Genomic DNA, 25,639 nt, shown 5'->3' with positions numbered 1-25,639 from the left:
TTTAATTTAAATGCTTATTCATAATAAAATTTTAAATACTAACCCATCACCACCTCTACAACATACTCCCCGGCAGGCATAATAGGAATTAAATTTCCTTCTATTTTTCTGTCATCCACTTTCAACTCCTTCACACCCTTTGATACTTTAAAAGGGTTACTCACCTTTATATTATAAGTTGCCCCTCTAAACTTCCTTGTCACTTCGTAACCCTTCCAACCACTTGGCACACAAGGATCAATGAGCAATCCATCGTATTGCGGGCGAATGCCCAATATATACTGACTAATGGTATAAAAATTCCAGGCTGCGGTGCCGGTTAGCCAAGAGTTTTTGGCTTCGCCGGGCTTGAAGGCATCTTTACCGGCAATCATTTGCGAATAAACATAGGGCTCTGTTTTGTGCAATTCGCTGATATCTTCCAGATAAGCCGGACAAATCTTTTTAAAATAATCCCATGCCCGGTCCGCATTTCCTTGTTTAATCTCCCCGATCATAATCCATGGATTGTTATGACAAAAAACACCGGCATTCTCTTTATATCCGGGAGGATAGGAAGATATTTCGCCATATTCCATAATATACTCCGAGAAGGGAGGGTTGTTTAACACAATGCCATATTTACTGTCCAAGCGTTCTTTTACTGAATCCAGTGCCTTTTTGCACATACCCTCATCCTTGCCAATTTCTGCCATCGTGCACCAACCCTGCGACTCAATAAATATTTGACCTTCCTTATTATTTTTACTCCCTACTTTATTTCCGTAAAAATCATAAGCTCTTAGATACCAGTCTCCATCCCAACCGTATTTTTTTACCGCATCCACCATTGCATCTACGTGAGCCTGGGCTCGTTCAGCCTCGCTATCTTTTCCCAAAACTTTACAGAGTTCGATATAATCGCGGCCATAAACCACAAAAAGTCCGGCAATCATTAATGATTGCGCTTTGGAGCCTTCAGCCTTATTCTCGGTGGTTTGAAATGATTCATTAGGGTCGGTGGAAAAACAGTTTAGATTAAGACAATCGTTCCAGTCTGCCCGTCCAATCAAGGGAAGACCATGAGGCCCCAAATTATTAATCACATGATTAAAAGAAACAGTCAGGTGGTCGAACAAGGTTTTAGCGATTGACATATCATTGTCAAAAGGCACCATTTCATCGAGTATGGCAAAATCACCTGTTTCTTTGATGTAACTTACAACACCCAGTATTAACCACATTGGGTCGTCGTTAAAACCTCCACCGATATCATTATTCCCTCGTTTTGTTAAGGGCTGATATTGATGGTAACAACCTCCGTCGGTAAACTGTGTTGAAGCAATATCGATAATGCGTTCACGAGCCCTTTCGGGTATCTGGTGCACAAAGCCAATTAAGTCCTGATTAGAATCCCGAAAGCCCATACCCCGACCGATACCACTCTCGAAATACGATGCCGAACGCGAGAAGTTAAAGGTTACCATACACTGATACTGATTCCAAATATTTACCATCCTATCGAGCTTCTCATCGCCCGAATTAAGCGTATAAACATTTAGCAGTTTATCCCAATACGCCCTTAGCTGGTCAAAAGCAGCATCCACCTTTGCCGTTGAATCAAACTTAGCCAGCGTAGCTTTTGCTTTGGTTTTATTGATTACGCCCTTGCTTTCCCACTTGTCCTCTTGCGAATTTTCCGCATAACCCAAAACAAAAACAAAGTCTTTGCTTTCGCCGGGTTTTAACTCTACTTCGATATAATGTGATGCCACAGGAGACCAACCATGTGCTACACTCATGCCCGGTTTTCCCTCCAGCACCTTTTGGGGTTCATGAAAACCATTATAGAGTCCCATAAAAGTTTCTCTATCGGTATCGTAACCATCAATAGCTGTATTTACGGAGTAATAAGCATAATGATTACGACGTTCTCTGTATTCCGTTTTATGGTAGATGGTTGAGCCTTCAATTTCTACCTCACCTGTGGAGAAGTTACGCTGGAAATTCTCCATATCCGTAGCCGCATTCCATAGCGCCCATTCTATAAAAGAGAATAATTTCAATTTTTTTGCTTCAGTTGAACTGTTGCTCAGGGTTAACTTTTGAACTTCGGCCCGGGTTTTTAATGGCACAAAGCATAGCACCTCTGCTGTAACACCCTCTTTTATGCCCTTTATTTTGGTATAATTCATACCATGGCGACATTCGTAGCTATCCAGCGCTGTTTTACATGGTTTCCAACCTGGTGACCAAAGTGAATCACCATCTTTAATATAAAAATACCGACCCCCACTATCCATCGGAACGTTATTGTAACGATATCTGGTAATCCGCCTAAACTTGGCATCTTTATAAAAAGAATACCCACCTGCCGTATTTGAGATCAATGAGAAAAAATCCTCATTACCCAAATAATTAATCCAGGGCCAAGGCGTTTGAGGTGTTGTAATAACATACTCTCTATTCTCATCATCAAAAAAACCGTATTTCATAAATTAACTTTTAAAAATCGAACATTTCCAATCCTAATTATATCAATCTGTAATAATCATATCTTCCCTTCTTCGCCTGTTGAGCTCTGTGGTAATCTCATCCATTTTTTGCACATTCAATGGGTAAAGCGTCATTAAACCCGCACCTAATACAGCAATAATAGATGGTATCCAACTCATAAGCATAATAATACCGGGAACAGCAGCCTCAATAGCTACTGAGTCCTGTCCATCATAATGGAAAGCAGCCAATACCAATCCTATAATTGCACCTGCTACTCCTCCCCCAAATTTGGTTGAGAAAGATCCTGCCGAATAAATCAACCCCGTTGCTCTTCGTCCGTTTACATATTCAGAGTAATCTGCTACATCTCCTAACATGGCAAAGAATAGAGTCGGGAAAATGGCAGCTCCAAATTCTGATAAAATTCCAATTGAGAAAATGCTGAAAATATTTTCCGGGCCACAAAAGGACAGCAGGGCATTAATACCACCTGAAAAAATAAAGGCGTAAATAAAAAGATTTCGTTTCCCAAACCTTCGGGCTAGCGCAGAAGTAACCATAGCTCCACCAATAGATGCAATCATAAGTGCTACCATATAGGAGGCAGACAGCAATTGATTGTGTAAGTAGTGCGTAAAATAGATCACTACAATACCCTGCTTTATAGCGTTATAAACCTGAAACAACAAACCTATGAAAAGCAAAACTACCCAAGGTTTATTTTTAATTATATCCAGAAGATCTCTTTTTAAATTACTTTGCTGCGTTTTAAGCGGTTTAATCCGCTCTTTAGTTGTATAGAAGGTGAGTAGTAAAGAAAGCACCAAAAATATGGATAATACATAGATGGCACTGCTATACCCCCTCTTTTGATCAATAACCACAATACTCGCTTCACTTATATTTGCTTCTCCTTCCACAATAAATGAGTACGCCCGATTAGCTTCCATTGAAAAACTCTTTCCCTTAGTAGCTAAATTAAGTGTATCGGGCAATTTATTATTAGCCCAGCTGAATAGTGCCAATCCATTTTTTGTTTTAACATTTACATTCTCCACATTTTGGGAAGCAGAAATAGTCACTTCATATTTCTCATTGGCCAGCTGATTAACCCTAACATCTGGGTTGATATTACCAAAATAAACCACTAAAAAAAGGAGGGCACCTTGCACCAACATACCACCAGCAAAAGCCCCTACCATCCGATAGGATCCCAAACTTGTTCGCTCCTTATCGTCACCCGACATTACAGCCATTAGTGCACCGTACGGAATATTATTGGCTGTATAAACTAAGGTGAATATAATATAGGTAGAATAAGCATATATTATTTTTCCACTGGCACTTAATTGAGGTGCAGTAAACAATAAGGACAACATAGCCCCCAAAGGTAAGGCAGTCCATAAAATCCAGGGTCTGAATTTTCCATATTTTGAGTTGGTTCTATCTCCAATAACTCCCATAGCAACATCGCTAACACCATCGCTAAACCTTGCAACAAGCATTAAGAGACCAACAGCAGCAGGGTTTATCCCGAACACATCAGTATAAAAAATGAATAAAAAAGTTGTAACACCACGCCACGCAATGTTTGCTGCTGCATCACCCATGGCATATCCTAGCTTTTCGCGAATGGAAATCCTATGCTCCTTTATGTTGATTTTGCTTTTCACACAATAAAATTTAGTATTTCCTTATGCGTTAATTCATACACCTCTCTGCTAAATAAATACAATCGGGCCGGCTTATGGGCCACCCCTTTCTGCTTTTCTTCCAAGGGGATAAGATATTTCATCCGAGCCACTTTTTTTCTAAAATTCCGTTTGTCAAAAGTGGTGTCTAAAATAATTTCATATACTTTTTGTAATTGCGAAAGCGTAAACTTATCAGGCAGTAATTCAAAGCCAATGGGTTCGTGCAGTAACTTATTGCGCAGGGCTTTTAAAGCTTCTTCCAGAATTAGATTATGATCGAAAGCCAGTTCTTTCACCTCACCAATCGGCATCCATTTTACATTCCGCCCTTTCCACTCTAAGGTAACTTTTTGAGTAGCCAATAAAGCGAAGAAACCGATAGACACGATTCTTTTATCGGGATTTCTGCCATCATGTAATAACCATTTACGATCATTCTCTTTTTTTAGCCGATCGGGAGAGGCAAAGGTTTTAAATTGTTCCAAATAAATATCATACAATCCGGTTAGGTCAAACAAAATCCTATCTGCAGCTTCAACTATGGTCTCATCCTCATAAATATGATTACCCGTCAAAGTTAAATCCGAGAACTCCACCTTACCACTATCGTCGCTTAGTGTCCTTTCAACAACCAATACATTCAGCTTCTCAAAATCAAAACCAAATACAACACAGTCTACTGATATATAATCATTTAACTTTTTACCGGATATCATATGCCATGATTTTTATCATTAAAAACTTATATAAAACAAGCTAAAGTGTATTTATTACACTTACTCGAACAGTTGCGAAATTATAACAATATTTTAAATAAATCAAATTTTATTGTAAAATTGTTAATCTGGTAGAATATTAATCGCAGGAAGGCCAAGTGACATGCAAAATTAAATACCTGACCAAAATCTGGAAGAAAATTAGTGACTTAACAATGGTAATGTAGATGGTTCATGGTTGTTCTAATATCCCAATTTACAAATTCACTAAAACTGCCTAATTAATAACTTCAATTAATTAAATTTAAAGTTAAAAGAGCGATTGTTTGAAATCACGACAATAGGAGCGCAATAAACTATAAATAAAAGTACGTTACTTCTTGTTAACGAAGTAACGCCTTGCCACCTTATAGATACTGCACCTCCCGAGCCCCCTGAATTTTTGAATTACAGTAACACCTGGTACTTTTTCTTGCAAAGCCCGATCTAAATCTGTAAAAGATTGGCCCTATAAGGCTTTGGAAGGTACAGAAGCTAAGCACCTGTAATATTATTTTTTTACCCTACCAAAGCCTACGACCACAAAATCGTTCAGGTTAGTATAAGATACCGATAAAATAAACATCGGACAGAGTTCAGTTTACACTCCCTTTTCTGCTTTAATATTAAAATTTATTCCAATTCTAGCACTACTTCTTTTAAATTTGCAGAACTGTTCCCCACCATGATTTTAAATTTACCCGGTTCCACAACAAAACTCTTGTCGATATTATAAAAGGCAAAGAGATCGGGAGTCAATTCAAATTCAACTGCTTTGCTGCTTCCGGCCTCAAGTGTAATTCTGCTAAATCCTTTTAGTTCTTTAATAGGACGGGTTACAGAGCTTACCATGTCCCGGATATACAGTTGAACCACTTCATCCCCGGCTACACTGCCGGTATTTTTAACATCTACCGTTACTTTAACAATTTTATCTTTTGACGTTTTAATAGTCGATAGTTGGGGAGCGGATATTTCAAATTGCGAGTAGCTCAACCCATAGCCAAAAGGATAGAGTGGGGTAACCTCGTCGTTAAAGTAGCCTCTTCTGTCGAAAGGCTTATGGTTGTAATAGGCAGGGATGTGCCCGACCGACCGGGGGAAAGAGATGGGTAGTTTTCCGCCCGGATTGTATTCGCCAAATAGCACCTTGGCTATTGCCGTTCCACTTTCCTGACCCAAATACCAACATTCAAGCATAGCATCGGCATTTTCCGATAACTCGTTTACAGCCAATGGGCGGCCATTGTTAAGGACAACGATAACTTTTTTGCCCAGTCTTTTCAGTTGGTCGAACAACTCTTGCTGACGTCCGAATAATTTGAGAGATGTCCTGTCCCCCATATGGTTGTAGGCCCAGGCTTCTCTGGATGTTTGCTCATTACCCCCAATGGCTAAAACAACCACATCGGCTTTTTGGGCAACTTTAAGGGCTTCAGCTATCAGCCGGTCGTCCTGCTCTTTTGTAGGGAATGCTACCGAATCTGTATTCCAGCCATCGGCACTGGTAATTTTGTTGCCGGCATCATCCACACCGCTTGTGGTGGTTATTTTGCACCCTTCGGCATACAGAACTTCCACTTTATTGCCTACCGCTTTTTTGATACCCGCCAAAAGCGAAACGTCATATTGGGGCCAACCGCTATAGCCTCCGAGTAATGAGCGGTCGGCATTGGGCCCGATGACCGCCAATGTTTTGATTTCATTTTTATTCAAGGGCAGGGCATTGTTCTTGTTTTCGAGCAGGGTAATGGCTTTTAAGGCTGCCTCAAGAGCCAGTTCCCTATGCCCTGGGCGGTTTACCGCCGCGTGTGCTTCTTTGGGGTCCACATAAGGATCCTCAAACAAGCCCATTTGGAATTTTTGTTCCAGCAAGGGCAATACCATGGCGTCTATGTGGGATTCGTCTATCTTTCCGTTTTTTACCAATTCCACCAGATATGGGTAGCAATCGGGCGTGGGCAATTCAATGTTTACCCCTGCCGATATGGCCAACGCGGCAGCTTCTTTTTTGCTGCCGGCTACCCAGTTGCCCCAATCGTCTTCTTTCTGAAACAACTCGGTAATCGCAAAGTAATCAGAAACGACTGCTCCCTGAAAGCCCCATTCTTTGCGCAACACATCCTGTAGCAACCACTTGCTGGCATGAGAAGGTACGCCGTCGATTTCGTTGTACGAAGCCATTACATTCATAGCCCCCGCCTCTTGTATACATCTTTTAAAGGGAGGGAAAAATACCTCGCGTAAAACCCTTTCAGAAACATTTACAGGACCGCAATTAGTTCCGGATTCGGGCTGCCCGTGTGCCGCAAAGTGTTTTAAGGTGGACATTATTTTGTCTTTGTCCTTAAAACTCGCGTCGCCCTGAAAGCCTTTGACGGCAGCGATGCCCATCTCTGAAACCAGATAAGCATCTTCACCAAACGTTTCCTCCACTCGTCCCCAGCGCGGCTCCCTGGCTACATCTACCACCGGTGTGAGAGCCAGGTGGCCTCCTCTGGACCGAATTTCCAATGCCGACATGCTGTACAATTTCTCCACCAGTTCCGGATCGAATGTACCGCCAAGACCGATAGGCTGAGGGAAGCTTGTACCCTCAAGGGCGGCATGTCCGTGTAAACTCTCTTCGTGAAAAATAACCGGTATACCCAGGCGGGTCTGCTCAATAAAATAACGCTGTACTTCGTTGGTAAACTTAGCCATTTCGATCGCCCCCAGTTTATTTTTCAATTTGCTGGGGCGGCCAATCTGGCCGATACTGTTAGGGTAATTGGTAAGTACTTTTTTTGCATTCCACTTTCCCTCCGCATCCAATAATTGATCGGCATTACTTTCCCATACACAAATAGTTTGTGCCACTTTTTCTTCCAGGGTCATGTGCTTGAGTAAATTATTGGCTCGTATTGCAGGGGATAAAGAAGCATCTTTATATCTTAAATCGCTTTTAAATGAGTTCATTGTGATAAATAATATTGTTGCAAGAATTCCTATTTTTATTTTCATGTCCGCTTGAGTAATGTTTGTTAATAAATTGTACTGTTGAATTTCAGTAGCTCTGTAGCAATCCCTCTATAACTTCTCTATCACCTTTTCCATTTCTTCCAATGATTTCCCTTTTGTTTCGGGCACCATTTTCCAAACAAATAGAGCCGAGAGGATGCTCATTGCACCGTAGAACAAATAAGTACCGCCTCCACTGAACTCCATCATGGCCGGATAGGTGGACGAGATAAAATAATTGGCGGCCCACTGCGTGGCCACGGCAATGGCAATTGCCCTACCCCTGATTTTATTGGGGAATATCTCCCCTATGAGTACCCAGCAGATGGGTCCCCAGCTCATCATAAACGAAGCGGTGTAAATAATAATGAACACCAGCGTGCTGATGCCTATCACCTTAAAAAACGACAGCATGGCAATGGCAACCATACCAATGGCCATACCTATGGATCCCGTTATCAACAAAGGTTTGCGGCCCCATCTGTCCACCGTTAAAATGGCCACCACGGTAAACACCACGTTTACCAAGCCCATAACAATGGTCTGCAGCATGGAGGCATCTTTGGCCGCACCCATGCTCTCGAAAATGCGGGGCGCATAATATAAGGCTACGTTAATGCCCACAAATTGCTGGAATACCGATAGAAGAATTCCGATGACGATCACCTTTTTTCCATAAGCGAATATCCTGGACGAAGACGTGCTGGCCAGCGTGACTTTAATGTCGCCAAGTATTTTTTTAGCTACTTCGGCACCGTTGATACGCTCCAATATATTTAACGCTTTATCGTTATGCCCTTGCATGGCCAGGTAGCGGGGCGTTTCGGGCACAAATATCAGGAGAATGGCAAAAATTGCAGCCGGTATGGCTTCCGACATAAACATGTAACGCCAGCCTATTTGGTTAATCCATTCTATGCTTTGCCCTTTGGCGATGCTCCAGTTGACAAAATATACCACCAACATCCCAAAGATGATGGCAAACTGGTTAAAGGATATCAAACGGCCGCGCATGTGGGCCGGGGCTATTTCGCTGATGTACATGGGACTGATGGCTGAAGCCAGGCCGACGCCTATGCCGCCGATGACACGGTAAAAGTTAAACATGTACAACAAACCCATGGTGGGTTCGCCCTTGGTAAAAAAAAGGAATTCGGGGTTTCCGGAGCCCAGGGCCGACACAAAAAACAGGACGGCCGCCACCAGCAAGGAGTTTTTACGGCCAATACCCGAAGCCAGCAATCCGGATATGGCTCCACCGGCGATACAACCTATCAGGGCACTGGAAACCGTGGCCCCATGTGCAAACGAACTTAAATTGAGGCCTTCGATCAAAAAGGCCTGGATGGATTTTTCGGCTCCGGATATAACCGCGGTATCATACCCAAAAAGCAGTCCCCCCAAGGTGGCCACCAATGTTAGGAGCATGATATAGCCCATATTTTGCTGTCTCATTTGTTTATGGATTTTTGCGTGTTAGCCTAATATAAATGGGTTGAATAAAATAAAGCTCCCCGACCGAACCCGTGTTTGATTGCGAAAAAAGCGGGGAGCTTTGCTGCAGTGGTTAAATGTACATGTTGATGAGTTGCTCGTAACGTTCCTGCTTGCCACTTGTCATAGCGGGTTCGCCCACTTCCTTGGCAATTTTGCGTAAATCTTCCAAGGACAGTTTCCCGTCCGCAAAATCGGCTCCTTTGCCGGACGCGAACGAAGCGTACCTGTCCGCTTTTAGTTTTGGGTACTCGCTGTTGTTCAATATGTCATGAGCAACAGTCAGCGCACGCGCAAATGTATCCATGCCCGAAATGTGGGCTATGAAAATATCTTCCAGATCGGTAGAGCTGCGACGGGTCCGTGCGTCGAAGTTGATACCGCCTCCCTGCAAACCGCCTGCCTGGAGGATGACCATCATGGCCAGCACGGTTTCGTTTATATTGGTGGGGAACTCGTCGGTGTCCCACCCGTTTTGGTAATCGCCCTTGTTAGCATCTATGCTTCCCAGCATGCCGGCATCGGCGGCGCATTGCAGTTCGTGTTCGAAGCTATGCTGCGCCAAAGTGGCGTGATTTACCTCCACGTTCAGTTTAAAATCTTTGTCCAGCCCGTGATGGCGCAAAAAACCGATCACCGTTTCGGCGTCCACATCGTACTGGTGCTTGCATGGCTCCATCGGTTTTGGCTCAATAAAGAAATTGCCCTTGAAACCATTGCTCCGTCCGTAATCGCGCGCCATTGTGAGGAATCGGGCCATGTGTTCTTTCTCGGCTTTCATATCGGTATTCAATAACGACATGTAACCTTCGCGCCCGCCCCAGAAAACATAATTCTGTCCGCCCAGGGCGATGGTGGCGTCCAATGCATTTTTAACCTGTACACCTGCGTGCGCAAGCACGTTAAAATCGGGGTTGGTAGCTGCGCCGTTCATATAGCGCGGGTTCGAGAATACGTTGGCTGTGCCCCAAAGCAGTTTAACGCCGGTTTCCTTTTGATACTGTTGCGCTATAGGTATCATTTTGGCCAGGCGCTCCTCGATTTCAAATACCGATCCGTCGCCCACCACATCCACATCGTGGAAGCAATAGAAAGGGGCGCCTATCTTGGTAAAGAATTCAAATGCCGCCTGCATCTTGTATTTTGCTTTGTCGAGCGCATCGCTCCCTTTATCCCATGGAAAGACTTTGGTGCCCGGACCAAATGGGTCGCCTCCATCGCCGCAGAAGGTGTGCCAGTAGGCAACCGCAAAGCGCATGTGCTCTTTCATCGTCTTACCCGCAATCATTTGTTCGGGATTGTACCATTTAAATGCCAAGGGGTTTTTTGATTCTTTGCCCTCATAGCTGATCTTATCGATACCCGGAAAAAATTCGTTGTTTGCTGCCATGTTTTATAAGATTTAATAATAGGTTTTAAGATATAATAGACTTATTTACAGATCCCAGATTATCAACGCATGCACATCAAGCAAGAAGCTTAGTAGAAACATTAATTTTCAAGCTTTTATAAAAACATATCAAGTGATTGAAATTAATGCTTGTACGAGTGTGGCGCAAGGGGTTCGTAATGAAAATTATTTCAATCCTGCTTTCCACTTTCCATAGGCTTCGCTCAATTTTTCAACATGTTGTTTTTGGGGCTTGCATACCTCTACCTTTTCCAGCGATGCGAAGGCTTCCTTCAGGCTGGCGTACAAACCTGCCCCATAGGCTCCGCCACGGGCGGCGCCCAGGGCACCGTCGGTTTCGTACAATTCGATGGTGGAGCCCGAAATATCGGCCAGGGTCTGCCGGAAAACCGGGCTCAGGAACATGTTGGTTTTCCCTGCCTTTATCACCTTGGTCTCGATTCCCGATTGCTGCATTATCTCCATCCCGTACATAAAACTAAATGCAATGCCTTCCTGTGCAGCGCGCAACAGGTGCGCCCGGGCATGGTGGTTGAAATTGAGGTTTTTTACGCTGGCCCCGGGATTGCTGTTGCCCAGCACACGCTCGGCCCCGTTGCCAAAGGGATAGACCAATAGACCTTTACTCGCGGGCTCAACGGCCATGGCTTCGTGGTTCATTTGCTCATAATCGAGCCCCGGCGCCACATTTTTGTGCAACCATGAGTTAAGGATGCCGGTTCCGTTGATACAGAGCAATACCCCCAGGCGGTTTTTGGTAGTGGTGTGGTTGACGTGCGCAAAAGTGTTTACGCGTGATTTTGGATCGTAGCGCAGCTGGTCGCTTACCCCATAAACAACGCCCGAAGTGCCTGCGGTGGCCGCTACCTCGCCCGGTTGAAGCACGTTTAGGCTGAGTGCATTGTTGGGCTGGTCGCCGGCGCGGTACGCTACGGGCGTGCCCATTTCCAAATTAAGTTCCTTTGCTGCTGATTCACTTAACAGCCCTTGCACTCCAAAGGTTTTTTCTACTGTGGGGATAAGGCCACGGTCAAAACCATAGTTCTCCAAAAGTTCTTTCGATACGTCATTTACTTTAAAGTCCCAAAAAATGCCTTCGGACAGGCCTCCTACTGTAGTAGCAATGTCGCCGGTCAGCTTGTAGGCTATATAATCGCCCGGAAGCATTATCTTATCAATCTCTTTATATACGTGGGGGTCATTTTCCTTAATCCACTTTAGTTTCGACGCCGTAAAATTACCCGGCGAGTTGAGCATGTGCCCAAGGCAATGTTGCTTGCCTATTTCGCAAAATGCCTTATTGCCGTATCCGATGGCCCGGCTGTCGCACCATATTATGGCCGGGCGCAATACCTCTCCATTTTTATCCACCATTACCAAGCCGTGCATCTGGTAGGAGATACCAATGGACTTGATGTTTTTTTTATCAATGTTGGATGCTGCAATAACATCGGCCAGGGCCAGTTTTAGGTTAATCCACCAATCCATTGGGTTCTGCTCCGCCCAATCGGTTTTTGGCGTTGAAATGGACATTTCTTCTTTTGGGGAAAAAGCGGAATTGAGTGCCTTGCCACTTTTAACATCCAGTAAGCTTACTTTAACCGATGAGCTTCCGATGTCGAATCCTAATGCATACATAATATAAAAGAATAATAAATAAGGATTAAATCATAACAACCAACATTATATCGTTCTGGTCTGGTAGGGTGTAAATGTATAAAAAAGAATGGTTGTTACAACGATTCCCGAAAAAATAATTTGGTGGGCACACAAAAATCCATCCTTATGTCCTCACTGGCAAACGCTGCGGCTTTCTGTCCCATCAGCTTAAAGTCGGTGGAAATAACGGAAATGCCTTTGTAAATAAATTTTTTCATGGGGGTTTCGTTGTATGATAAGATTCCAACATCGGTGCCGGGCTCCAGTTTTTTTGCGCGGCACTGCTCTAATATGTGACCCAGCATCCGGTCGCTCACGCTAAAGTACATATCGCCGGCTTTTACGTTTAGTTCTTCCTCTTTTTCTAAACGGATATGTTTGTAGTTGTACTTTTTGCAATGCTCCTCAAAGCGTTCAGCAGTAACAATGGGATGGTAGGTATAATCGGGGTAAACCATTACCATACGCTTGTATCTGCCCAATAGGTGGTTGGCCTGTTCCAGCACGTCCAAAACGGGTGCACTAAAGTCCTGGTAGAGTTTATTTCCGAAGTTCTTGATGTTCGTGTCCCAGTCTATGATCAATGTTTTGTCGGGGGGTAGTTGGCTGACAACCCCGGCAACTTGCTCATCTGCAAAAGGCATGACGATATATTTACTGTAACGATGGTGTGCCTCGCTTATCAGCTTTTTGAACAGATGGATATTGTAATGGTGGAAATGAACATCGGCAATGGTGTCCTTGTCAAGGTTTTTCACGAACTCTCCGTACAATACTTCTTTATAAGCTTTAAAGGTATCTAAAAATAAAAATACCTTGCGCCCCTCCTTGGCGATGAAATACCCTTTGTTGGGGACCGACTCGACTATGCCCCGGTCCTTCAGTTCCCCATAGGCTTTAAAAACCGTATCGCGCGACAGCTTGTTATCACGGCAGATGGCGTTTACCGAAGGTAACTGGTCCCCGTGGTGCAGTTTGTTTTTTGCGAGCGCGGTCACAACATTATCCACCAACTGCTGGTACTTGGGTATTTCACTCTGAGGGTTTATATCGAATTTTATCATGTGAGAAATTTGAAAAACAGACTGTTCTGTATTGGTAGGTTCAAATATAGGGTATATTTTATCAAATATTAACCTTTGGATAATTATAGTTAGAAAAAACTACAAAACAGTTTAGTGTAGTGCTCTATTTTAAAGAAGATGGCTGTAGACATGTGAAAGTATAATTGGAAAGCATCATGAAAAATACTCATCGTAACTTTTTGGTTAACCAGCATATCAGAACCCATTTTATCGAGACCTATTTATTTTAAGTGCCGTAACTTGAGAATTTGAACTCATTACAAATAGATAAAAATTCTAGCCGGATCAGAAATTTCCAACACAAAAAATAAAAAAACGCTTAAGCCGTTGGCATTAAGCGCTTTTTTATTTTTTTGCAAAGTACAAATTAGGCCTATTACTCAAGCCTTATGTACAATAAAATGCAAATAAATTGTAATCTACCGGCCTATGTGTTGCCCCGGTATTGCAGAGCAACATTAGCCAGCGGATATATATTCATTCAATGCAAAAGAAACACTATTTCACTACTACTCGCTGTGTATGAGTTCCGTTTTCAGAATTTATTATTACTAAATACAATCCAGGATTTAAGTTTTCTACATTGATTGACGTTGTGCCATTTAATGCAGATGCATTGTAAACTTGCTTCCCCTGGGTATCAAATAGTGATAAGGTGTAGTTTTTTTCTTTCGTATTAATATTAAGCTTGTTTATTGCAGGGTTCGGAAACACGGTGATATCAGACAATGAATCTTCACTGTTTTCATCAGGCAATAAATTATTATCAATAGCACTAATTTTGGCCGACTTGGTAGTTTCGCCCCAGGTAAAAACTTCCCATCCTCCAATGTTTGAGCGGTTACACATCATTGCCGACCCACCACCTTCGGAGCTAACGTATTTTCCATTGCTTCCTTTTATGGCAAATTGGTAGTTCCCTAGATCAACCAAAGTAAATTTCTCCCAGTCTCCAATGCTTGTACGGTCGCACATCATTGGCGAAGAACCATTATTTGAGCTTACATATTTTCCGTTGGTACCTCTTAAAGCTACTTTACCGTCACCCACATCAATAACATCAAATTTTTCCCAGCCCTGAACAGAGTTTCTGTCACACATCATTGCCGAGGAACCATTGTTCGAGCTTACATATTTATTGTTGCTACCCTTTAATGTAATAGTCCATACGTGTTTATAATAACGTACATAATCAACATGCATTTTTACGTAAACGTCATAATTGTTAGGCGGATTGCCGGCCAAGTCGCCCCCTATTGCAACATTTAAAATATAAAAGAAGGGTTGGTGATACTCTTTTCTTGTTTCATCTAAATAGTGAGAACCGTAATACACACCATCTAAATAAAATTTAAGCTCGGTATCTGTTTTTTGACAACCGAAAGTATGCCACTGTGTCCAGTCGGGAGCAGGCCTGCTAACAGTATGATAAACCCAGTTATGCGGCCAGTTCTGAACGTCTGAATCTCCATCTCCATCATAATCGAGCGATGGGTTGTAATGGATGGTAGAAATGGCGTCGTGGTTGGGAACCATTTCCATGATATCAATTTCTCCACAACTTGGCCAGGCCGAACCCCCATTTACATTATGGGCACTTACATTTGGATTATTAAAACTTTCTCCCATCGACCAGAATGCAGCAAAAGTTGCATCTTTACCATTCCAGTCCCAGTCTTCGAATTTAATTCTGGCTTCGGTATAACCTTCGTCCCATACTATTTTATTAGCTGAGTTTATTCGCCCCGATTCTATCCTGTTTTCCTGAAAATTATAAGAGGCAAATAATGTTAAATGACCATTGCCCACCGTTACTCTATCGGCAGTATAGGTTTGCAGCTCATTGTTTATGTTGAGGTTTCCAACTTCAACATTCCAATGGTTGGTATCTAACGAGTTTCCATCAAATTCGTCATTCCATTTTAAATACCAATCGCCTTCCGGTGTTTGTCCGAAAGCACACACATTTACTATTAAAAATGTAAAAATAGATAATGTGATTTTTGAAATTAATAGTCTGTTTTTTTTCATAAAAATTTATTTTTTCTTGTTTGTACAAAAAACAATAGTTGATTTTATCTGTACAAATGTAGCTACACTGCAGATTACACGCTTGTCCCTGTGTTAAAAAAAGGTGGTTAGGATGTTCACACTAACAGATTTATTAATATCGGTGTCCCTTAAGCCTTTATTAATTTGCACTGAAAAACAGCGCTTTGGCAGTGTATAGGTTTTAATTAGAGAAGAGGCTTATTGCCGCTACAGCGAATTTACACAACAATTACCAGGTAAGCCGGTGTTAGTTAAATTGGATTTTTTAAGCGTATTGAGCTACTGAATATTATCCAGGCAATCTATTTTTATCAACTCATCACCTTCAATAAGTGGTACAGTTATACTCGATGGAGTAGCTAATCCTAGCCGTATTTTTGAGACGGAAAGCGCACGGTTGGCCTGCACCTTGTTTTGTGGTGTTGTATAGTAAAAGATTCGCTTCCGCCAATTATATTAACTGAGGCCTTTATTGGCATATTGAGTTGGTGTAAGACCAAACTGTTTTTTAAATATTTTACTAAAACTATGCGGATCGTTAAAACCAACCATATAGCCTATTTCAGAAATACGATGTGTACGCTTTTCTAATAACTGGCAAGCTCTTTTAAGGCGCATGATTTTTATAAATTCACTAGAAGTGCAGTTGGTAATTTTTTTAAGTTTCATATGCAAAAGAGTTCTACTCATACCCATTTCCTTTACCAATTCGCTTACTCCAAATTCCGAATTATCCATATTGTTTTCAATTGCTTTTTTCACTTTTTCAATAAACAATTCGTCAACTGAAGTAACGGTAATTTCTTTCGGCTCCATGTTTACTTTTGAATAAAACAGCTCCTGGAGTTTTCGTCGTGAATCAATGATTGCTTTAACGCGCGTTATCAGGTATTTTTTATTGAATGGTTTTGGAATAAAGGCATCTGCTCCTGTTTCAAAACCTTCCATTTGCAATTCAATACTTGTTTTAGCGCTTAATAGAATTACAGGAATATGGCTTGTTAAAAAATCTTCTTTTATGCGCTTACACAACTCAATACCATCCATTATTGGCATCATAATATCACTAATAATTAAGCTGGGCTGCAAGTTTTTTGCTAATTCCAAGGCTTCTTCTCCGTTTGACGCTTCATGAATAATGTAATCGTTAATTAAACACGACTTTACATATATCCTCAAATCCTCATCATCTTCCACCAGTAATATCTTACTCCTATCTTTTACATCCTTATCTTGAATTGATTGATTTATCGGGGCAGGATAATCTTCTGATTCGTTTAACAGCTGATCAATTATTTGAAAATCAGGCTCCGATTCTGCCGAATTATTAAATACAAAAGGAGAATCCGTTGAATTTTCTTCTTTATTTAAAATGGGAAGTACTATTTCAAACTGTGTGCCCCTATTGGGAATACTGTTAACTGTGATATTTCCATTTAAGCTTTCAATTATTTCTTTTGTAAGCGATAAACCTATTCCGGTTCCTTTATATCCGGCAGAACTACTTAGCTGGGCTTGATAAAACCTATCGAAGATTTTATGTATACTATCCGCACTTATGCCAATACCCGTGTCGGCTACCGAAATATACAACTCCTTTTTATTTTCATTAACTTTTAAATGAATTGTTATTTTGCCCTCTGAAGGGGTGAAATGGAGTGCATTGGAAATTAAATTATAGAAAACAATTTCCATTTTGCCAGGATCAAACCATGTAATATATTCTTTTACACTGCACTGGAATTCAATTAGTACAGCTTTTTTTTTGGCCGATGCATTAAACGCATTTAAAATATTTTGAATAAAAAGAACCAAGTCTGCTTTTATACAATACACTTGAAGGTTTTTAGTATCAATTTTCCGTAAGTCGAGTATTTCGTTAATTAACCGCAATAAGCGAAATGCATTTTTTTGAATAACTGAAAGATAATAGTTGGATTCCTGGCTGGTCTTAAACATTTCTTTTAAATGTTCAATTGGACCTAATATAAGCGTTAATGGAGTTTTGAACTCATGCGACATGCTGGTAAAAAAACGAAGCTTAAGCTCATTGGCCTGTTTTGCCTCCTCTGTTTTTTCAATCACTTCTTCCTTTTGTTTTTTTAACGCCAAATTAGCTTTTGCCAATACCTGGTTTTGTTTTAATATTTCCGAAGTTTTTGCCTCTACCTGTAATTCCAGTTCTTTTTTTTGTTTGTAGAGCGATTGCGTTCTTATTTGTGTAATTAGTAAAACAATTATTAGCCCTAAAGCCATTATTATCGCAATAAACCAATTGGTTTGCCAATATGGAGGTTTGATAAATATTTTTAGTTTGGCAGCTTGTTCACCCCACTTGCCTCTGCTATTTGTTGCTTTCACTAAAAAGGTATACTCCCCCGGCTTTAAATTTGAATAGGCTGCATGCCGTAAACCATAGATATCATTAACCCAGTTTTTATCAAACCCGACTAACTTATAGGCATAATTAATTCGGTGCGGAGATGTATATTCCAAGGCGGCAAATTCTATTTGCAGCATTTTATCTTTATAAGATAAATGCAACTCGGTTACTTCAGATGCAGGGGTACTAATTCTCGCGTTACTATTATTTGAAATGTCTTTTACAATAGACTTGTTATAGATTTTAAAATCGGTAAAAACCACTGGCTTTGTGGGAAGATTACTCATTAATTTATTGGGCCATATTATATTGAAGCCATCGATACCGCCCACAGCGATTGCCCCCGAGGCAAATCGGGTAATCGCATTTAACGACAAGGCATTTTGGTGCAAATCGTCGGCTAGGGCATAATTTGAAAAAACCGAAGTTTCTTTATTGTATTTCGATAGTCCTTTGTTTGTAGTCAGCCAAATTTGCCCATTGCTATCTGCAATCATTCCTAATATACTGGAAACAGGTAGCTCATTATACGTTTTTGATGGCAAGTCTTCCAGGCTTTTATAATTATTTACAATTGTACCCTCTTTATTTAGCGTATACAACCCATCACTTAATGTACCCACCCATAACAATCCATCTTCGTCTTCATACATTGATCCTACAACAAACTTGTGCAACTTGCTAATTTTACCCGTTTTATTCGATAACTTTTCTAAAAACAGCGAGGTGCCAATCCAAATATCGCCACTACTATCTTCAAAGATTGAATACACAATATTATTGGATATTGAATTGCTATCCGTGTCGCTGTATATATACTTAACAAACTTAGCCGAATCAGTATCTTCTTTCTTACTCTCGGAATAGGAAAGCATTTGTACACCTCCATTCCAGGTGCCCAGCCAAATATTACCTTTTGAGTCTTGCGAGATATGGTAAATGGGAGCATCATTAATGGAACTTTTCACATTAGGATTGTGCTTATAGGAATAAATTTTTTGTCTTAAGGCATCCACCTTGTAGAGTCCATAATCGGTACCAAACCATAGTTGACTGTCCCGGTCTTCAAAAATATCTATTACGGCATTCGCCCTTTTATTTTCCGATATTTTAAAAGGCTTATAGGTGTTGGTTTGGTAATTATATTGAAAAACACCCGCCCCCAGGGTGCCTAACCACACTACCCCATTTACATCTTCAATTAAGGTACTTATTCCATCATTATCAGTAGGACTTGAATAGGATGATGGTATTTGCAACAAGGGTATTTGATACTGGTTAAGTATAAGTTTGTTTAACCCTCCGCCAAAAGTTCCTGCCCACAAATTATCCGTTTTATCAATAAATAAACTCCACACATAGTTATGCGAAAGGGAATGTTTTTCGTTTTTATTGTAATAGAAATTTTGGTACGAGTTGTTGTGTATATTATATTTCGTTAGTCCGGCGCCAAAATGAGCGAGCCATAAATTACCTAAATTATCTTCAACAATGTCCCGTATATTGTCTTTATCTGGATTGGTTTCGTTTGCCGAATGACAAGTAACATATATAAAACTATCGGTACTCTTATGGTATTTAAAAAATCCCTCATCCCAGGTTCCTACCCATAAAGTTCCCTCTTTGTCTTTTAGTAAACTATTAACCAGGGTGTTCTTTTGTTGGTTATTTGTAAGCGAAAAATATTTTTTACTCACTTGCGCTTTATGTGCATCAAATAAGAACAGCCCCCCCTCTTCGGTACCTACCCAGAAAGTATGGTTACCATTATCAACTACAGCATTAATTTTATCAAACGCATTATTGACTATACCTAAACGCTCCGAATTAAATTGCCGAAACGTGTTATTATATGGATCAAACCTAAGCAAGCCTCCTCCATATGTACCTATCCACATAATACCTGCCGAATCCTGATTAATTGTTTTAATGGTATTATGCGCTATTGAATTGATTTGATTTGCGTCGTGTAAAAACTGAGTAAATTTTCCGGATTTTCTATCGTATTTATTTAAACCCCACTCCGTACCGAACCATAAAAATCCATCGTCATCTTCAAAAATAACATTAACCGAATGGTTGGATATAGAATTGGTATCGCCAGGGTTTGATGTGTAAATCTGAAAGGTATAGCCATTAAATAGATGCAGTCCTCCGTAGGTGCCAAACCATAAAAATCCTTTTGAGTCTTGAAAAATGGAAAGCACATGAGTGTGTGCTAATCCATGTTTTACCGAGTAATAATCGAACTTATAATTGTTGGAAGCCCAACCCTTTAAGGATAAAAAGATTAGCAAAAAGAGAGTGAAAGAACGCAAAATCTTATGACTTGAAACCATGGTATTTAGTGATTGAGGATACCAATATACCAGAAATTGTTAAAATTTTAAAAAAAAGAGCAGCTTGCCGGTCTCGAAACCTTTGTAAATAGGCCTATGCAGAAGCTTTTACTTCACATTCATGGTGGAGCATGCTTAACCGCATAACGATCATCTGCTTCCTTTTCGTGACCTGCCCGCGATGATTCTTCGAGTAAGATATCATTGGGTTTTGGTAAACTTTTGCTGACGATTTTATTTCCATTCTTATGTTTATAGTGGGATGAAGGGTTTTTATTTACTATGGTACGCTTTCACAGGGAATAAAAAAATCCCGAAATAAATCTGATCGGTAAAAACGTGGCAAGTTTAATTTCATGCTTATTGTTATTTGTAAATAACGCCACCCCAATAACTACTACTGCAGCCTATTCCACCCTACTGTCCACTTTCCCATTGCACAGCTTGGTGGTAATCACATCACCCGGCTTAAGTTGCCCCGCATCTTTTAAAACTTTACCTTTTAGTGTGGTGATGGAGTATCCTTTTTTGAGGATATTGATGGGGTTTACCAGTTCATTGGTTTTTTGCATTAACTCCAGGCGCGCTTGCTGTTGATTAAAAAAATGTTTTAAGCGTACGGATAGTCGTGTGGATATCTGATCTAACTGATATTGCTGTTGGCGAATGGCACGGTTTGATACAGATTGAAGGCTCTGCGTACTTAGGTTGAGCTTATTTTTTCGTTCTCTCAAAAATCGATCTGATGAATTTCCCAGTTGCCGCATAAGTTGGTTCAACTGGTTTTTTTGAATCAGGAGCGCGTGCTGCACAAGGGGTTTTAAACGGTTGTGCGCCCTTTCGAAAATCAATTTTTTATCGGCTAGTTTTTCCCGGGTGATATCCAGAAGCGCCTCACTGTAATAATTGAGCCTGTTGTCGAAATCGGCCACCAATGCAATAATATGCTGAGCTACAGCAGTGGGCGTTTTTAATCGGGTATGCGCTACCCTATCCACCACCGTTTCGTCCCGCTCATGGCCAATACCGGAGAAAACGGGCAAGGGAAACTGCGCAATATTATAGGCTATCCAATAATTATCAAAACACATCAAATCGGAGGTGGAACCTCCTCCACGGATAATAACCACCACATCAAAAAAATTCTCATGTTGATAGATTCTATCCAAGGCAGCAGTAACGGACTGTTCGGTTCGTTCGCCCTGCATGGTGGCAGCAAAAAGCTTGATGTAAAACTTATAGCCTTGCGAATTATTAATAAGCTGATTACAAAAATCTTCGTATCCCGCTGCTGTAGGCGAAGATATAACAGCTATTCGCTGTGGTACCGGCGGAACTGCCAACTCCTTGTTCATATCCACCACACCCTCCTCACTTAACTTGTTAAGAATGGCCTGTTTCTTTTGCGCCATATCGCCTAAGGTATAAGTGGGGTCAATGTCGCGCACATTCAGGCTAAAGCCGTACACCTCCTGAAAATCGATACTTACCCGCACCATCACTTTTAAACCGGAAACCAGGTGTTGCCCCGTAGCCGAAACAAAATACGGTTTTAGCATTCGATAGGTATAAGCCCAAATATTAGCCCGCGACTTGGCGATGATCTGTTCCGTTTTTTCGTCTTTTTCAATCAGCTCCATATAACAATGCCCGTTACGCACCTCGCGCACCTCGCTTATTTCTGCCACAACCCAATAGGTTTCGGCAAAAGAGCTGTGGATGGTATCCTTTATTTTTTTGTTGAGCTCAAAAAGTGACAAGGAGGATTCGGACATGGTTTAATTTTTAACGATTTTAAAAGTACGAGTGCTCTTTTGCAGCTCTATTTTTAGCAGGTACAATCCTTTAGGCAGATCGTGCAGCCCTTTCACCTGCACAGGCAAATCACTAATTTTCTGCTGGTACACTATATGCCCTGCCATATCGTACATGCTTATCTTATTCACCCTCCTGTCCGCCGAACTGCTTATCGTAAAGGAGGCACCAAAAGGATTAGGATAAGTTATGAAGTTGCTGTTTTGGTATCTTTCAATGCTATTGCTCACATCCAAGGCTTTTTTAAAATCAGGAATACCATAACCGAATGCGTAATCCGGATTGGAATAATTATGGGCACATTGACGCATTACATGTAGCAATTCAGTATTTTTTAATTGGGGGAAAGCCTGCCAAAGACAAGCTACAAAACCACTAATTACAGGTGCCGAAAAACTGGTTCCATCGCCCAATGCAAGATTACCAGAAGTATTTTGCAGTGCCGTCCCCTTGCCCATTGCTGCTATGTCGGGTTTTACCCTATAGTCAGCCGAAGGACCATAACTGCTAAAAGGAGCTCTTATGCTGTCGGCATCCATAGCTGCCACCGCAAGCACATTGTTAGCATCGGCCGGCGCAGTAATTTTTTCCCATGATTTTGCGCCTTCATTACCGGCGCTACAAACCACAAACATGCCCTTGCTAAAAGCTATTTGGGCACCACGGGTAACTACGGTAGTTTTACCGTCCATAGCTGCATTGCTATAGCTTAAAAAATCCCCATCAAAATAATTATAACCCAGCGAGGAGTTAATGATATCGGCCCCAATGCTATCGGCATATTCGGCTCCAACTACCCAGTTGTATTCTTCTATGGGGCATTCGCTGCCATTGTCCTCGGTGCGTATAAGGTGATAGGCAGCCTTTGGCGCACTCCCTTTTAACTGACTATCCAGCAGTCCGCCCATAATAGAAAAAACCTGCGTACCATGTTCTCCACTCGCAAAAACATCAGCACCCGGATTCACCACATCACGAACACTTAGAATTCGTTCGTCCTGCCAGAGATGGGCAAAGGACGAAAGGGTGTTGGCACTATTAAACCCATTGTCTAAAACTGCAATAACTTTATTTTGGCCTTCGTAATTATTTTGGTGGAGATAGTGGCCATTCACCGTTTTGCTCTGCATCCAGGCCACACCGTATTCGGCTGAACTTTTAAGGTTTCCGATGCCCTCCTCCACTTTATTAAATTTGGCCACTGCTTTTCTTGCCGTCTCTTTCCAAATAAGTTGAACATCCTTAACAAACGACACCTTAACCAGGGTATCCATCAGGGTATGTTTACTGCTTTCAACAATAACACCATTGAGCCACTTGGATGCCCAAAGAACCGCGATTCCCATTCGTTTAACACTATCTGCATAGGCCTGCGAAACAGGCAAATCCTGCGGTATAAAGGCAATATCTTGTTTAACGCGACGCGCAATAGCACGCTGACTCAAAAATTCGGAAGGAGATTCTAAGGAGTAAGTATTGTTGTTTTTATCGGCAAAGGATACAAAATACTTTTGCCCTTTCAGCTTAATGCCGGATACCAGCATAAAAACGAGAGCAAAGTATAAATGTATCTTATTTTTCACATTGTTTTAGTTTAAATGTAATGTGTCACCGCTTAAGCATTAAATTATTTAAAAAACGATTATATAGGGCACACCCCTTGGCCCTTTTTCCTCATTTTCGGTTTTGCGGAAAGCGATTTAACGCCTTAGCACTCCCGCTTAAAAGCCTCCTCTCATATACTGATCGGGGTCGTGCCTAAATTGCTCCGGGTCTTTTATTTTTCCTTTATTTTTATCAAATTCCTCAAACATCTTTCGCTGTTTTTCGTCGAATTCATCGGCATTTAAGGTAATCCCATCCTTATATTCTATTTTATAGGCCACAGTTCCACCTGGTGTAAAAACAACCCAGGTACCGTTTTCCAGGCCATCCGAGAAAAAACCTTGCAATTCCAATTTTCCATTGGGATAATACAGGATATATTCACCTTCGATATGATCGTTCTTATGTGCGGATGTCATTTTCAATCGCCCATTTTCGTGATATTTCCTCCAAATACCCTCTTTATTATCATCTTTCCATTCTATTTCCTCCGCTACCGAACCATCCTTGTAATAATACGTGGTAAGGCCGTTCTTTAAACTATCCTTATACGATTCGGTTGTGTAAAGAATCCCCTGAGGCGAAAAATACTGCCAAACGCTGTCCTTATGTGTTCCATCGTAAAAGCCTTTTGCTGTTAGCTTTCCGTCTTCGCTATACAATTCTGCTGCACCATATTGATTTTCATCATATACGATCTTCACCTTTTTATTACCATTGAAATAATACCGCATCATCGTGCCCACCGGCTTATCGTCGACAAAAGTAACCGTATACGCAGGCTTTCCATTACTATATCGTTTTTCCCAGTATCCCTGCTTACGCCCCTGCTCATCTTTTTGATTGAAGTTTGATGAAACACCCTTTGTATTGGCCCCTTGCTGAATAGGTACTTTATTACCAAAAACATCGGTTATCTGTGCATTAGCCGGATAAACGAAACAGGCAAACAGGAGGAAAGCTGAAAATAAAATTCGCATAAATTCTAATAGTTTTTTGTAAGTAAATAAGTCCATGTTGTGTTCTCAACCTGCAAATTTACAAGTATTTGTTTAAAAACAGTAGCGATAAAAAAACTTTACCTTTTTTCATACACTTCCTACTCTGCTTGTTTACTACAAACTCACAACCCGGTATTTACCAGATACAATACCTACAGCTTATGCGCAGCTTCCTTATCGAGCAACCAAAAGGGATGATTAACCAAAGCAGCAGGATAGTTTTGATAACCCGGTTTTTGATTAATTATTTCGTCTAACTTTTCGGCTTTACCGGCACCTGTAACCAAAAAATATATTTCCCTGGCATGATTGATAATCTGCCCCGTTAACGAAACCCTTTTTTGACCAGATTGCGGATGTGTAGCCACCACACACTTCTCTTCGGCATTCCACAAGTCAATCTCTTCCGGAAAAATAGAGGCGGTATGGCCATCATCGCCCATACCTAAAAGCATAATATCAAATTGAGGAAGGGCATCTACTACCGGCAACGTATCGCCAAGTAAGGTATCGTATTTAGCTCTTGCCTCTTCCGGGTTTAACTCTCCTTGTATTCTATGCACATTTTCATCCGGAACGGACACTTTCGAAAGCAGGTGATCAAGGGTCATCTTATAATTGCTTTCTTCATCCGTTGGTGGAACACAGCGCTCGTCGCCCCAAAATAAATGTACTTTGCTCCAATCGATCAGCTCTGCATAGTTATTGGCCAGCTCATCAAAAATAGCCTTGGGGGTGCTACCCCCGGAAAGGGCTATGTTTACTTTTTCGTTTTGCGCTGTGCGCTCCTTCAAAAGCCCTCCAAAAAATTGGGCTAACTCTAATTTCGAGTCAAATATTTTAATGTTACTCATATTGCTCATTTTAA

14 protein-coding genes are annotated in these 25,639 nt (G+C 41.3%); all 14 read right to left on the bottom strand.

Features of this window, described 5'->3' with window-relative positions; translation table 11 throughout:
* Positions 1 to 38: 38 nt before the first annotated feature.
* On the bottom strand, positions 39 to 2,474 hold the full coding sequence (locus FN809_RS10815) for a GH36-type glycosyl hydrolase domain-containing protein (RefSeq protein WP_142533541.1): 2,436 nt from the start codon (positions 2,472 to 2,474) through the stop codon (positions 39 to 41).
* Between the two features lie 42 nt (positions 2,475 to 2,516).
* Complete coding sequence (locus FN809_RS10810; RefSeq protein WP_246095583.1) at positions 2,517 to 4,151, bottom strand: MFS transporter; 1,635 nt, start codon at positions 4,149 to 4,151, stop codon at positions 2,517 to 2,519.
* Entirely contained in the window at positions 4,148 to 4,888 is a 741-nt protein-coding gene (locus FN809_RS10805; protein ID WP_142533540.1) for an NUDIX hydrolase, read from the bottom strand. Before FN809_RS10805 ends, FN809_RS10810 begins: the two co-directional genes overlap by 4 nt.
* A 672-nt stretch (positions 4,889 to 5,560) precedes the next feature.
* Positions 5,561 to 7,885, bottom strand: coding sequence for a glycoside hydrolase family 3 N-terminal domain-containing protein (locus tag FN809_RS10800; RefSeq protein WP_142533539.1), 2,325 nt, complete (start codon positions 7,883 to 7,885; stop codon positions 5,561 to 5,563).
* A gap of 111 nt (positions 7,886 to 7,996) precedes the next feature.
* Positions 7,997 to 9,382, bottom strand: coding sequence for a D-xylose transporter XylE (xylE, locus tag FN809_RS10795; protein WP_142533538.1), 1,386 nt, complete (start codon positions 9,380 to 9,382; stop codon positions 7,997 to 7,999).
* Positions 9,383 to 9,494: 112 nt separating this feature from the next.
* Positions 9,495 to 10,811, bottom strand: a complete 1,317-nt coding sequence (gene xylA, locus FN809_RS10790; protein ID WP_142533537.1) for a xylose isomerase — start codon at positions 10,809 to 10,811, stop codon at positions 9,495 to 9,497.
* A 186-nt stretch (positions 10,812 to 10,997) separates the two neighbouring features.
* Positions 10,998 to 12,470: a xylulokinase gene (locus tag FN809_RS10785; protein WP_142533536.1), complete on the bottom strand. Its 1,473-nt coding sequence runs from the start codon at positions 12,468 to 12,470 to the stop codon at positions 10,998 to 11,000.
* A gap of 95 nt (positions 12,471 to 12,565) precedes the next feature.
* Positions 12,566 to 13,555 (bottom strand): GntR family transcriptional regulator, encoded by a 990-nt coding sequence (locus FN809_RS10780; RefSeq protein ID WP_142533535.1) that lies wholly within the window; start codon positions 13,553 to 13,555, stop codon positions 12,566 to 12,568.
* 519 nt (positions 13,556 to 14,074) lie between these two features.
* Positions 14,075 to 15,607, bottom strand: coding sequence for a T9SS type A sorting domain-containing protein (locus FN809_RS10775; protein WP_142533534.1), 1,533 nt, complete (start codon positions 15,605 to 15,607; stop codon positions 14,075 to 14,077).
* 477 nt (positions 15,608 to 16,084) lie between these two features.
* Positions 16,085 to 20,350, bottom strand: coding sequence for a hybrid sensor histidine kinase/response regulator transcription factor (locus tag FN809_RS10770; RefSeq protein WP_142533533.1), 4,266 nt, complete (start codon positions 20,348 to 20,350; stop codon positions 16,085 to 16,087).
* A gap of 407 nt (positions 20,351 to 20,757) precedes the next feature.
* On the bottom strand, positions 20,758 to 22,125 hold the full coding sequence (gene xseA / locus FN809_RS10765) for an exodeoxyribonuclease VII large subunit (RefSeq protein ID WP_142533532.1): 1,368 nt from the start codon (positions 22,123 to 22,125) through the stop codon (positions 20,758 to 20,760).
* Between the two features lie 3 nt (positions 22,126 to 22,128).
* Entirely contained in the window at positions 22,129 to 23,748 is a 1,620-nt protein-coding gene (locus FN809_RS10760) for a S8 family serine peptidase (protein ID WP_142533531.1), read from the bottom strand.
* Positions 23,749 to 23,886: 138 nt separating this feature from the next.
* Positions 23,887 to 24,750 (bottom strand): toxin-antitoxin system YwqK family antitoxin, encoded by an 864-nt coding sequence (locus FN809_RS10755; protein WP_185957539.1) that lies wholly within the window; start codon positions 24,748 to 24,750, stop codon positions 23,887 to 23,889.
* Positions 24,751 to 24,923: 173 nt separating this feature from the next.
* On the bottom strand, positions 24,924 to 25,625 hold the full coding sequence (pgl, locus tag FN809_RS10750) for a 6-phosphogluconolactonase (protein ID WP_142533529.1): 702 nt from the start codon (positions 25,623 to 25,625) through the stop codon (positions 24,924 to 24,926).
* Positions 25,626 to 25,639 lie beyond the last annotated feature (14 nt).

The sequence above is a fragment of the Saccharicrinis carchari genome, assembly GCF_900182605.1.
GTDB lineage: Bacteria > Bacteroidota > Bacteroidia > Bacteroidales > Marinilabiliaceae > Saccharicrinis > Saccharicrinis carchari.
This window is presented reverse-complemented; position numbering and strand designations above follow the sequence as displayed.

What these genes read in the sequence shown, in the direction of transcription:
- FN809_RS10815 (WP_142533541.1), bottom strand. Translation starts at nt 2,474, where the DNA reads ATGAAATACGGTTTTTTTGATGATGAGAATAGAGAGTATGTTATTACA.
- FN809_RS10805 (WP_142533540.1), bottom strand. Translation starts at nt 4,888, where the DNA reads ATGATATCCGGTAAAAAGTTAAATGATTATATATCAGTAGACTGTGTT.
- FN809_RS10800 (WP_142533539.1), bottom strand. Translation starts at nt 7,885, where the DNA reads ATGAACTCATTTAAAAGCGATTTAAGATATAAAGATGCTTCTTTATCC.
- xylE (WP_142533538.1), bottom strand. Translation starts at nt 9,382, where the DNA reads ATGAGACAGCAAAATATGGGCTATATCATGCTCCTAACATTGGTGGCC.
- xylA (WP_142533537.1), bottom strand. Translation starts at nt 10,811, where the DNA reads ATGGCAGCAAACAACGAATTTTTTCCGGGTATCGATAAGATCAGCTAT.
- FN809_RS10785 (WP_142533536.1), bottom strand. Translation starts at nt 12,470, where the DNA reads ATGTATGCATTAGGATTCGACATCGGAAGCTCATCGGTTAAAGTAAGC.
- FN809_RS10780 (WP_142533535.1), bottom strand. Translation starts at nt 13,555, where the DNA reads ATGATAAAATTCGATATAAACCCTCAGAGTGAAATACCCAAGTACCAG.
- FN809_RS10775 (WP_142533534.1), bottom strand. Translation starts at nt 15,607, where the DNA reads ATGAAAAAAAACAGACTATTAATTTCAAAAATCACATTATCTATTTTT.
- FN809_RS10770 (WP_142533533.1), bottom strand. Translation starts at nt 20,350, where the DNA reads ATGGTTTCAAGTCATAAGATTTTGCGTTCTTTCACTCTCTTTTTGCTA.
- xseA (WP_142533532.1), bottom strand. Translation starts at nt 22,125, where the DNA reads ATGTCCGAATCCTCCTTGTCACTTTTTGAGCTCAACAAAAAAATAAAG.
- FN809_RS10755 (WP_185957539.1), bottom strand. Translation starts at nt 24,750, where the DNA reads ATGCGAATTTTATTTTCAGCTTTCCTCCTGTTTGCCTGTTTCGTTTAT.
- pgl (WP_142533529.1), bottom strand. Translation starts at nt 25,625, where the DNA reads ATGAGTAACATTAAAATATTTGACTCGAAATTAGAGTTAGCCCAATTT.